Annotated in this window: 12 protein-coding genes and 1 tRNA gene; 5 read left to right on the forward strand and 8 right to left on the reverse strand. The window is 63.9% G+C overall.

Annotated features, from left to right (window positions below):
* The first annotated feature begins 109 nt into the window (after positions 1-109).
* Positions 110-955 carry an SDR family oxidoreductase gene (locus AC1DRD_RS22205; protein WP_478043082.1) on the forward strand — a complete coding sequence of 282 codons (846 nt, stop codon included), beginning with the start codon at positions 110-112 and terminating at the stop codon, positions 953-955.
* A 130-nt stretch (positions 956-1,085) separates the two neighbouring features.
* Here AC1DRD_RS22205 and AC1DRD_RS22210 read toward each other — a convergent pair.
* Positions 1,086-1,160 (reverse strand) — tRNA-Gln (locus AC1DRD_RS22210).
* Between the two features lie 79 nt (positions 1,161-1,239).
* Complete coding sequence (locus AC1DRD_RS22215) at positions 1,240-2,331, reverse strand: branched-chain amino acid aminotransferase (RefSeq protein ID WP_478032956.1); 1,092 nt, start codon at positions 2,329-2,331, stop codon at positions 1,240-1,242.
* A 78-nt stretch (positions 2,332-2,409) separates the two neighbouring features.
* Here AC1DRD_RS22215 and AC1DRD_RS22220 point away from each other — a divergent pair, with 78 nt between their 5' ends.
* Positions 2,410-2,925, forward strand: a complete 516-nt coding sequence (locus AC1DRD_RS22220; protein WP_478032982.1) for a MarR family transcriptional regulator — start codon at positions 2,410-2,412, stop codon at positions 2,923-2,925.
* Positions 2,926-2,940: 15 nt separating this feature from the next.
* Here the strand turns inward: AC1DRD_RS22220 and AC1DRD_RS22225 are convergent, their stop codons facing one another.
* The 5 genes from AC1DRD_RS22225 to AC1DRD_RS22245 form a co-directional block, all read right to left on the reverse strand.
* Positions 2,941-3,753, reverse strand: a complete 813-nt coding sequence (locus tag AC1DRD_RS22225; RefSeq protein WP_478043083.1) for a pyrroline-5-carboxylate reductase family protein — start codon at positions 3,751-3,753, stop codon at positions 2,941-2,943.
* Between the two features lie 2 nt (positions 3,754-3,755).
* A complete protein-coding gene (locus AC1DRD_RS22230; protein WP_066826540.1) occupies positions 3,756-4,259 on the reverse strand; it encodes a type III secretion system chaperone family protein in 504 nt (167 codons plus the stop codon).
* An 88-nt stretch (positions 4,260-4,347) separates the two neighbouring features.
* Positions 4,348-4,623, reverse strand: coding sequence for an accessory factor UbiK family protein (locus tag AC1DRD_RS22235; protein ID WP_066811629.1), 276 nt, complete (start codon positions 4,621-4,623; stop codon positions 4,348-4,350).
* A 22-nt stretch (positions 4,624-4,645) separates the two neighbouring features.
* Positions 4,646-5,197 (reverse strand): TspO/MBR family protein, encoded by a 552-nt coding sequence (locus tag AC1DRD_RS22240; RefSeq protein ID WP_478043085.1) that lies wholly within the window; start codon positions 5,195-5,197, stop codon positions 4,646-4,648.
* Positions 5,198-5,311: 114 nt separating this feature from the next.
* Positions 5,312-6,049 carry a TlyA family RNA methyltransferase gene (locus tag AC1DRD_RS22245; RefSeq protein WP_478032951.1) on the reverse strand — a complete coding sequence of 246 codons (738 nt, stop codon included), beginning with the start codon at positions 6,047-6,049 and terminating at the stop codon, positions 5,312-5,314.
* A 179-nt stretch (positions 6,050-6,228) separates the two neighbouring features.
* Between AC1DRD_RS22245 and AC1DRD_RS22250 the strand changes: the two genes are divergently transcribed.
* The 3 genes from AC1DRD_RS22250 to AC1DRD_RS22260 all read left to right on the forward strand — a co-directional run bounded on the left by AC1DRD_RS22250 (position 6,229) and on the right by AC1DRD_RS22260 (position 9,833).
* The gene (locus AC1DRD_RS22250) at positions 6,229-6,900 is read left to right on the forward strand and encodes an RBBP9/YdeN family alpha/beta hydrolase (protein ID WP_478032949.1); all 672 of its coding nucleotides are present in this window, start codon (positions 6,229-6,231) and stop codon (positions 6,898-6,900) included.
* Between the two features lie 347 nt (positions 6,901-7,247).
* Complete coding sequence (locus tag AC1DRD_RS22255; protein WP_478032947.1) at positions 7,248-7,754, forward strand: hypothetical protein; 507 nt, start codon at positions 7,248-7,250, stop codon at positions 7,752-7,754.
* 51 nt (positions 7,755-7,805) lie between these two features.
* Positions 7,806-9,833 (forward strand): alkaline phosphatase family protein, encoded by a 2,028-nt coding sequence (locus AC1DRD_RS22260; protein WP_478043087.1) that lies wholly within the window; start codon positions 7,806-7,808, stop codon positions 9,831-9,833.
* A gap of 42 nt (positions 9,834-9,875) precedes the next feature.
* On the opposite strand, the gene AC1DRD_RS22265 is transcribed toward AC1DRD_RS22260, so the two are convergent.
* Positions 9,876-10,331: transketolase C-terminal domain-containing protein (locus tag AC1DRD_RS22265; protein WP_478043088.1), on the reverse strand; the 456-nt coding region annotated here is incomplete at its 5' end.

The following is a 10,331-nucleotide window of genomic DNA, read 5'->3' on the forward strand; positions in this document are numbered from 1 at the left end:
AGCATTGGGACATCATCGAGACAATCCCTCCCCGCAGCGAGTGGAAGAACGACAACAGGAAATTCCAGGCCGAATGTACGGCTAAAACTTTCATCAAAGGAGAATATCCATGACCATCGCCGTTACCGGAGCCACCGGCCATCTCGGCCGCCTCGTCATCAAGAGTCTCAAGGAGAAGGCGGCCGGCGAGCCGATCGTCGCGCTCGTGCGCTCGCCCGAGAAGGCGAGTGACCTAGGCGTCGAGGCGCGCGCGTTCGACTATGCGCATCCCGACACGCTCGCCCCGGCGCTCGCCGCGGTCGACACACTGCTGTTGATTTCGTCGAGCGAGGTCGGACAGCGCGAAGCGCAGCATCGTAACGTGATTGCGGCGGCCAAGGCGGCGGGCGTCAAGCGCATCGTCTATACCAGCCTGCTGCACGCCGACCGCTCGCCGATCAGCCTGGGCGAAGAGCATCGCGCGACCGAGGCGGCGCTGGCCGCTTCGGCTATTGCCACGACGATCCTGCGCAACGGCTGGTATACGGAAAACTATACCGCTTCGGTCCCTGCTGCGCTCGCCAACGGCGCCTTTGTCGGAAGCGCAGGCGACGGCCGTCTCTCGCTCGCGACACGCGCCGACTATGCCGAGGCGGCGGCCGTCGTGCTGACCAGTGGTGGCCATGAGGGCAAGACCTATGAGCTGGCGGGTGACGATGCGGTGACGCTCGCCGACCTCGCCGCCGAAATCTCACGCCAGACCGGCCGGAACATTCCCTATCGTGACCTGCCGCAGGCTGACTATGCCGCGATCCTGAAGCAGGTTGGTCTTCCCGAGGGCGTGGCCGAAGGTTTGGCTGCGTGGGATGTCGACGCCTCGAACGGCGCGCTGTTCGACGATGGCCGCCAGCTCTCGAAGCTGATTGGCCGACCGACCACGCCGCTCGCAGATGCGGTCGCGGCGGCGATCGGCTAAGCTTGCCGTTATAGGACCGGTGGCACTGCGGTGAGGCGCACATTGGCAGCCATCGCCAAGCACCGGTTCTATAAATATATAGCTATTTTGCACCTTCTGGCGCTTCTTGAAACCTCCTGAAACAGGAGGCTGGCTGGGGCGGCAGGATTCGAACCTGCGAATGGCGGCACCAAAAGCCGCTGCCTTACCACTTGGCGACGCCCCAACATTCCCCGCCGACATGTTCCGGCGGGAGCGCGCGCTTATAACGGCGCGCGCGATCCTGCAAAGCCCTGAAAAAGCCCTTATGCGATCCGGTCGAGCCAGTCGTAGGGATCGGGCGCCGCGCCGGTCTGGATCGCGACCAGAGATTCGCGCAACGACATGGTGAGCTGGCCCGGGCCGCCCGATCCGATGGTGAAATCGCCCGAGCTCGCCTTGACCTGACCGATCGGCGTGACCACCGCCGCGGTGCCGCAGGCAAAGGCCTCGATCAGCCGTCCGCTTGCCGCATCGGCGCGCCACTGATCGAGCGCATATTTCTCTTCGCGAACGGTGATGCCGCGGTCGCGCGCCAGCCTGATCAGCGAATCGCGCGTGATGCCGGCCAGGATCGTGTCGCTGAGCGGCGGAGTCGCGAGCGATCCGTCGTCGAACACGAAGAACACGTTCATCCCGCCCAGTTCTTCGACATAGCGGCGTTCGACCGCGTCGAGGAACACGACCTGGTCGCAGCCCAGCTTGATCGCCTCGGCCTGCGCGATCAGGCTGGCGGCGTAATTGCCGCCGCACTTGGCCGCGCCGGTGCCGCCGGGGGCTGCGCGCGTATACGTCTCCGACGCCCAGATCGACACGGCGGGCGCGCCGCCCTTGAAATAGGCACCGACCGACGAAGCGATTACCATATAGATGTAGTCGGACGACGGCTTGACCCCGAGGAAGGTCTCGCTGGCGATCATGAACGGACGCAGATAGAGCGACCCGCCCTCGCTGGTCGGGATCCAGTCGCGCTCCGCGCTGACCAACGCGCGGCACGATTCGACGAACAATTCCTCGGGCAATAACGGCATTGCCAGCCGCTCGGCCGACTGGCGGAAGCGGCGGGCATTCGCCTCGGGGCGGAACATGGTGATGCCGCCGTCCGCGCCACGATAGGCCTTGAGCCCTTCGAAAATCTCCTGCGCGTAATGCAGCACGGCGCAGGCGGGATCGACCGTCAGCGGCTGGCGCGGCGCGATGGCGAGATCGTGCCAGCCCTTTTCCTCGCTGTAATGTGCGATCGCCATGTGATCGGTGAACACGCGGCCAAAACCCGGATTGACGAGTTTTTCGGCGCGGACCTCATTGGGGGTGGGCGACGCGGTGGCGTTGAGCGGAAAATGCGCGGCGATATTCATGACAATCGGCCATAGCGCCACAAATCGCGCGCGTCCAAGGCTTGCCGTAGATTAATCCCGGTGGCAAAACCGGTCAACATGACTGCCCCAACACCAGCCGCTTCGGCCCAATTCCTCCGCGAATCCGAGATTCGCCGAGGATCCGAAATGCTCTTTTTCGCCTATAGCCGGCTGACGAAGGCGGTTGACCAGAATCTGGGCGAGCGCGGAATCGGCCGCGCGCATCATCGCGCGCTCTATTTCATCGGCCGCCATCCCGACATTTCGGTCAGCGAATTGCTGTCGATCCTGGGCGTGACCAAGCAATCGCTGGGACGCGTACTGACCGAGCTCGAGGACCGCCATTTGGTCGAAACGCGGATCGGCGATCGCGACCGGCGGCAGCGGCTGCTCCGGCTGACCGATTCGGGCTACGAACTCGACACCGAGTTGTTCAACCATGCCCGCGACATCATCGCTCGCGCCTATAGCGCGGCAGGCCAGCAAGCGGTGACCGGCTTTTGGGCAGTACTCGAAGGGCTGATCCCGCCGACGGAACGCGACCGGGTCCACAATTGGCGCGAGAATTCGGTGCCGCCGGGACAACGGCGCTAATCACATTCCTCAGTATTAGCGCTTCGCGGCGGCGGCCATTTCGCGGCCGCGGCGTTCGGCGGCCTGCAGCGTCTCGGTCATCAGCCGGATCAGCGCATCGTCGCGATCGAGCACGTTCAGTCCCTGCCGTGTCGACCCGCCCGGGCTGGCGACGCGGTCGGCGAGGATTGCTGGTGTCGCATCCGACCCGGACGCCATCGATGCCGCGCCGTCGATCGTCGCCAGCGCCAGCCGCGCCGCCTGATCGGCAGGGATGCCCAGCGCTTCGCCGGCCTTTGCCAGCGCATCGATGAAGCGAAACAGGAACGCCGGGCCGCAGCCTTCGAGCGTGCCGACCGCGCCGAACATCGCCTCATCCGCGGTCCATTCGACGAGTCCGAGCGGTGCCATCAATGCCGCCACCGCGTCCCTGGCGGATGGCGGGGCGCCATCGGCATAAAGCGCGACCACGCCCTTGCCGAGCGCGACGGGCAGATTGGGCATGGCACGAATGATCGCCGGGCCGGGAAAACGCTCAGTCAGCGTGGCCTCCTCGACCCCCGCTAGGATCGAGATCAGCACCGGCGCCTGACGGATACGCTCGCCATAGGCAGCAACGATCTCGTCGAGTTGCTGCGGCTTCATCGCCAGCATCACCGCGTCGGGCGGCGGGCCGTCGGGCAGCGCACGCGCCTGGCGCACACCATTGGGGAGATCGCGGTCATGACGGTTGACCACATCGACCGCGTCGCCTTGCAACGCGCCGCTGTCGATCCAGCGCGACAGCATCGCGCCGCCCATATTGCCGCAACCGATCAGCCATAGCCGGCGAGGAACCGCGGCCGCCATGCTCACGCCTCGCCCTGCGTCTCCGTCAGCGACGCCGCGAGCGCCTCCTTCGGGGTCTTGCCGCCCCAAAGGACGAACTGGAACACGGGATAGAAGCGCTCGCACTCGTCGATTGCCGATTCGATCAGCAATTCGGCGCCTTCCAGCGTCAGTGTCCCACCATCAGTGCCGTCGATCATCGCCGCGTGGCGATAGAGCACGATCCCGCTCGACGACCACAATTCGAAATGGCCGATCCACAATTGCTCGTTGATCAGCCCGATCGCCTCGTAGATCGCGACGCGGCGGTCGTCGGGCACGCGGATGTCGGGGAAAGCGAGGAATTGCAGCACGCAATCCTCCTCACGCCACAGCGCGCGCAGCTCATATTCGGTCCAGCTGCCCTTGACCGTCGCGACCACCTCATCGTCGTGGCGCTGATGCTCCCAGCCATGCGCGGCATAATAGCTCTCGATCATGTCGATCGGCGCCGCATCCTCGCGCTGGAAATCGCTCTCATCGAGCATCGTGGGTCTCGCTGGTCATCTCATGCGAATCTGCCCGTTGCGGCCGAGACGCGCAACGGGATCGTGGAGAAAGCTGTGGAAAATCGGTTCAGGGCTTTGTGGATTTCGGCTTGGCCGCAGGCGCTGCCTTGCCCTCCAGCGCGTCGAGGCGCGCCTTCAGCGCATCGGCCTCGTCGCGCGCTGCCGCCGCCATCGCCTTGACGGCCTCGAACTCGTCACGGCTGACGAAATCGAGCCCGCCGATCCATTCCTTGGCGCGCTCGCGCGTCGCGGCTTCGGCCTCGCGGCCCATCCCCGCCAGGGTGCCGGCGGCGCCGTTCACGAACTTGACGAGGTCGTCGAACATCCGGTTTTCGGATTGCATGTCTGGTATCCTGTAATCTTGATCAGAAGTTCATCTGGGCGCTCGGTGACGACGGTACAAGCGTCGATGCATTGGGATTGAGCCTGTCGATTTCCCAATTGAGCACGCCGGCGAAGCACAACCAGATCAGATACGGCACCATCAGCCATGCTGCCGCGGGGCGAATCCGGCCGAACATCAGCGTCGTCGCCAGCGCCGCGACGAAGATCGCGACCAGCAGGAACAACGCGGACGACACTTGATGCATGCCGAAAAATAGCGGCGACCAGGCGAGGTTGAGCACCAGCTGAAGCGTGAACAAGGCGATCGCCAGCCCCCGCAACCGCGATCCGCGCGCGTTGATGATCATCGCCAGCGCCAGCCCCATCAGGATGTAGAGCGCGCTCCAGGCGACCGGAAACACCCAATCGGGCGGCGTGATCCCGGGGCGGACAAGCGCGGCATACCAGCGGTTCTGCGCTCCCGCCGGCGCGATCCGGCTGGACGCGAAACCCAACAGCAGGATCAGTGGCACCGTCACTACCGCCCAGCGCAGAAACACCCCGCGTAATTGTTCCTTGGTCGCGATTTCCATCAGCAGTCCTCTTGCGCGCTCGGCACGCGGCTTTGCTAGTGTTGCCGCGTCGCAGCATGATGACAAGCGGTGACCTGCATTCTGGGCAGGCTTACCGTCTTGGAAATGGACGGCCTAGGCGGGCAGACGCGCCAGGATAACGAATTCGACATTCCCTTCGGGCCCGGTGATCGGACTCTGGACGATATCCTCGACCACCCAGCCGCTCCCGGTCAGCCACACCGCGACTTCGTCGCAAACCCGTTGATGGACCGCCGGATCGCGCACCACCCCGCCCTTGCCGACTTCCCCTCGCCCGGCCTCGAACTGCGGCTTGATCAGCGCCGCCAGCCGCGCGCCCGGTTTCGCGAAGCGCAGTGGTACCTCAAGCACCTTGGCCAGGCCGATAAAGCTCGCATCGCAGACGACCAGGTCGACCGGCTCGGGGATATGCGCGGCAGTCAGGATCCGCGCGCTGGTCTGTTCGTGGACGATGACGCGCTCGTCCTGCCTGAGCTTCCAGGCAAGTTGGTTCGTGCCGCTATCAACCGCATAGACCCGCGCCGCGCCCTTGGTCAGCAGCACGTCGGTGAACCCGCCGGTCGACGACCCGACGTCGATCGCCACCGCGCCCGTCACGTCCCAGCCCGCATGGTCGAGCGCATGCGCCAGCTTGATCCCGCCGCGCGATACCCAGGGGTGATCGCGTCCCTTGACCTCGATCGCGGCATCCGCGGCGAGCATCTGCCCCGGTTTGTCGATTCGCTTGTCGCCGGCGAACGCCAGTCCCGCCATGATCAGCGCCTGCGCGCGCGTACGGCTTTCCGCGAGCCCGCGGTCGGTGATGAGTTGGTCGGCGCGAACCTTTGCCATTCCTCTCCCATGACCGCGATTTCCGTCCGTCGCAATCCGGCGGCAATTGGGCGCAAGCTTATTCCCATCAAGAAACTAGGAATTAGATTGGGCGTTGGGAAGAAGATGAAGATAGCAGCGCGGTCGTCCCCCTAGAGCGCCCACGCCGTCTTCTTCCCACCCTCTCTTGGAGAGAAACGATGGGACAGTTCACGCATCCCGACGGCACACTTCCGACCATATTAACCGTCCCCGGTCTGGGCGGTTCCGGCCCCTCACACTGGCAGAGCCTGTGGGAGACGTCGCGCCCCGACACGCATCGTATCGAGCTCGGCATGTGGGACCAGCCGCACCGCAACACCTGGGTGACCAAGATCGACCAGGCGGTGCGCCAGGCCAAGGCGCCGGTGATCCTCGCCGCGCATTCGCTCGGCTGCCTCGCGGTCGCCTGGTGGGCGGAGATGAGCCCACAGCCTTATGGCTGGCCGGTCGCCGGCGCCTTGCTGGTCGCCCCCGCCGATCCCGACCGCCCCGACACCGCCCAGGAACTCAAGGGTTTCGCGCCTACGCCGCGCAAGGCGCTCCCCTTCCCCTCGATCCTGGTCGCCTCGACCGACGACCCCTGGATCGACATTGGGCAGGCGCGCAGCATGGCCTCGTTCTGGGGCAGCCATTTCGTCGACGCCGGCGCTCAAGGCCACCTCAATGCCGCCAGCGGGATCGGCTGGTGGGAAGAAGGCCGCAGGCTGCTCGACCGTGTCATCGCGGCATCGGCCGACCGATCGGGCCATCCGTTGAAGCCCGGCGAGGCGCGCTCGATCCTGGCGATCAACGCGACCGATGCGGCACAGGAATATTATCTGCACAAATGACCCATTCCCCCCGCGCTTGTCGGGCGCGGGGGGAATGCCGATACCGATCGTTAGGAACGAGCGCCGCCTGCCGGCGCTCGTTTGCTCATGTCGAACCGTCAGCTCGGCCTGTCCGCACGTCGATTGCCGTGCAGGACTTTAACTTGTTGGCAACCACAATAAGTCCGATCTGATCTATATTTATTGTCGCCGAATCATTGACTTCTGGCACACCAAACGCTTCAATATAGACGTGAGTCGTATCCAAGGCCGCCGGTAAACTTCTTGTAAACCTTATCGTATTCGCTGGATTTATTCAGCGGATTACTGTCGCGCATGCCCAGAACTATTCTATAGCGAGGGACTACATGTCTTCTATTACAAGCAACGCGCTGCAGATCGTCGACAACTCCCGAACACTGATCGGCGCAACCTATATTTCCGGCTCGGCGGTAGTCACATCGGGCGAGAGCTACATCGATTCCGCAACGATTGGCGTCAGCGGCAACGTCTGGACGATCACTTTCGCCGCCGACCGCAAGGGGTCGAGCGATGTCGCGACCTCATTCAACAACGCCAGCGGCGGGACCGCGTACGTATATGCCGCCTCGGGCGGCGGCGGCACGCCGGACGAGTTGAACTTCTATTTCACGCTCGAGCTGACCTTCTCCACGGCACAGGGCAACGCAACCGTCTCGCTCAACACTGGCCAGGGCCATTTCGCGCTCAGTAACAATTGGTGGCTCGGCGGATCGATCGTGACCAGCAGCGTGCCTTGTCTCACCATCCCCATTGCCGGCACGGCCGATACGCTGGAGCTGCCGCTGTCGGGATCGACCAGCAGCTACACGTTCGGACCAGGCACGATCGCCTGAACGGCGCGCGCCGCCACTCGAATAGCTCCCCATCCAGGCAAAGGAATTCGTATGTCGATTTCCACCAACGTCCTCACGATCACCGACAATTCGGGAACGATCACCTCGATGACCTACGTCGCCAATTCGGCGAATGTCACGTCGGGAGAAGACAGCGCGCCCCCGCCGACGGTCCAGAAGAACGGCAGCGTCTTCACGATCACCTTCGTCTGCGACCGCAAGAAATCCGCTCCTGTGGCGACGGCCTTCAACAACAATTGCAACAATAACAGCCTCAACGCCTATGCCGCGTCAGGCGGCGGCGGCCTACCCGAAGAGCTCAATTTCTTCTTCCAGTTGGAGCTCCAGGTCACCACCGCCAGCGGATCGGGTAGCGCGATCCTCAATATCGGTCAGGGCAGCTATGCCCTGACCAACAATTGGTGGCTCGGCGGGCCTATCGTCAGTAGCAGCCAGCCCGGCCTCAACATACCGGTCAACAACGGCGCGTCGCAGCTGAATCTGCCGCTGTCGGGCACCAACAGCAGCTTCGTGATCGCGGCGGGCACAGTGAGGCCCTCTTATCCGATCAGCCGCATCTTCGTGCTGATGCTGGAGAACCATTCGTTCGACAACATGTTCGCCCTGTCCGGGATCCCCGGAATCATCGCCGCGACGACCAGCGACAGCAACAGCTATAACGGCACGACCTATTATGTAGGCGGCGGTGCGCCGTCGAGCATGCCCACCGACCCTGGACACGAATTCCCCGACGTGGTCGAGCAATTGGGCGGCGTCGGCGCCATCTATCCGGTCAACGGCCCTTATCCCACCATCAACAATTCGGGTTTTGCCGCGAATTACGCCACCACGGACAGCGAGGGGTCACCGCCGGCGCCGGATAAGATCGGCGACATCATGCTGTGTTTCGATACCGCGGCCGACTTGCCGGTGGCCTACCAGCTCGCGACCAATTTCGTGCTGTGTGACCAATGGTTCTCGTCGCTGCCGGGGCCGACCTGGCCGAACCGCTTCTTCCTCCATGGCGCGTCGTCCAATGGACTCGATCATAGTCCGAGCAAGGGAGAGATGGCCAAATGGGAGAGTGTCTCGGGCTTCACCTATCCGCACGGATCGATTTTCGACGCGCTGAATAATGATAGCGTCACCTACCGACTCTATTACGATCCCAACGGACCGATCGCCGGGTCGGTCGCGCAGGTCGCGTCGCTCAAGAATATCTTCCTGACCGAGATGCATTCAGTGAACGACCTGGCGGAAGACCTGACCGGCGATTATCCATACCAATACACGTTCATCGAGCCCAATTACGGCAACATCGTCAACGGATCGTACGAGGGCGGATCGTCGCAGCACCCGATGGATGGCGTCACCGGCGGCGAGGCACTGATCAAGACCGTCTACGAAGCGATCCGCAACTCGCCGCTGTGGAACGAGAGCCTGCTGATCATCACTTATGACGAGCATGGCGGGTTTTACGACTCGGTGCCGCCCGGCGCCGCTCCGCTGCCCGACGACGGCAGTTCGAACACGCCGGGGGCGAAGGACAGCCTGAGCGAATTTGGCTTCACCTTTAACACTTATGGCGTGCGGGTACCGGCTATCATCGTCTCGCCCTGGGTACAGGCCGGAGGCGTCGACCACACGATCTACGATCACAGTTCCGCGCTCGCGACGATCGAACAGGTGTTCGGTGTCCTGCCGCTGACCGCGCGCGACAAGGCCGCCAACAGCGTCCTGCCGCTGCTTCAGAGCAGCGCGCGGACCGATTGCCCGACCACGCTCAACGACCCGGCGCCGCCGCCCGCCCCCGCTGCCGCAGACTTGGCGGCCGGCGCGGAAGCGCTCGACGCCACAGCCCTGATCCCCGAACGCGACAATCTGCAGGGGCTGCTGGCGATCATGCTCAAGACCAAATACGAACTGTCCGACAGGTCAGAAGCGACCAAGGCGGCGCTCTACGCGGAATTCCGGGCGATCAAGACCCGCGGACGCGCTGCCGCCTATATCGAGGAAGTGATGACGCAAGTCGAAGCGATCAGGGCCGCACGCAAAGCTACACCCTCCGATACGAACTGAGCCGGCAATGCCCCCTCTCCGCCGGGAGGGGGCTGCCTAGCGTCAGGCTCTTGCTCCATCAGCCACGATCGAGTCGTTATAGCGCAGCGCCTTGAGCACGGTGTCGACGATGGCGTCGGCATCGAGCCCGGCCTGGGCATATTGCAGCTCGGGCTTGTCCTGGTCCTGGAAGAGGTCGGGCAAGCGCATGGTGCGCAGCTTCAATCCGCCATCGATCAGCCCGGTATCGCTCGCCATCGTCAGCACGTGGGCGCCAAGTCCGCCGATCGACCCTTCCTCGATCGTCACCGCGACTTCGTGCGTGGTGAGCAGCCGGCGGATCAGTTCCTCGTCGAGCGGCTTGGCGAAGCGCAGGTCGGCGACCGTGGTCGACAGTCCCTTGGCATCGAGCGCATCGGCTGCCTTCAAGGCTTCCTGCAAGCGCGTGCCGAGCGACAATATCGCTACCTTCTTGCCTTCGCGGACGATGCGACCCTTGCCGATCTCGAGCCGCTCGGG

Source organism: Sphingomonas sp. P4_G2 (genome assembly GCF_056401155.1).

Excerpts from the sequence above, each read along its gene's own strand:
- AC1DRD_RS22215 (WP_478032956.1), bottom strand. The coding sequence starts at position 2,331 with ATGAATATCGCCGCGCATTTTCCGCTCAACGCCACCGCGTCGCCCACC.
- AC1DRD_RS22230 (WP_066826540.1), bottom strand. The coding sequence starts at position 4,259 with ATGCTCGATGAGAGCGATTTCCAGCGCGAGGATGCGGCGCCGATCGAC.
- AC1DRD_RS22235 (WP_066811629.1), bottom strand. The coding sequence starts at position 4,623 with ATGCAATCCGAAAACCGGATGTTCGACGACCTCGTCAAGTTCGTGAAC.
- AC1DRD_RS22255 (WP_478032947.1), top strand. The coding sequence starts at position 7,248 with ATGTCTTCTATTACAAGCAACGCGCTGCAGATCGTCGACAACTCCCGA.
- AC1DRD_RS22260 (WP_478043087.1), top strand. The coding sequence starts at position 7,806 with ATGTCGATTTCCACCAACGTCCTCACGATCACCGACAATTCGGGAACG.
- AC1DRD_RS22250 (WP_478032949.1), top strand. The coding sequence starts at position 6,229 with ATGGGACAGTTCACGCATCCCGACGGCACACTTCCGACCATATTAACC.
- AC1DRD_RS22205 (WP_478043082.1), top strand. The coding sequence starts at position 110 with ATGACCATCGCCGTTACCGGAGCCACCGGCCATCTCGGCCGCCTCGTC.
- AC1DRD_RS22245 (WP_478032951.1), bottom strand. The coding sequence starts at position 6,049 with ATGGCAAAGGTTCGCGCCGACCAACTCATCACCGACCGCGGGCTCGCG.
- AC1DRD_RS22240 (WP_478043085.1), bottom strand. The coding sequence starts at position 5,197 with ATGGAAATCGCGACCAAGGAACAATTACGCGGGGTGTTTCTGCGCTGG.
- AC1DRD_RS22225 (WP_478043083.1), bottom strand. The coding sequence starts at position 3,753 with ATGGCGGCCGCGGTTCCTCGCCGGCTATGGCTGATCGGTTGCGGCAAT.
- AC1DRD_RS22220 (WP_478032982.1), top strand. The coding sequence starts at position 2,410 with ATGACTGCCCCAACACCAGCCGCTTCGGCCCAATTCCTCCGCGAATCC.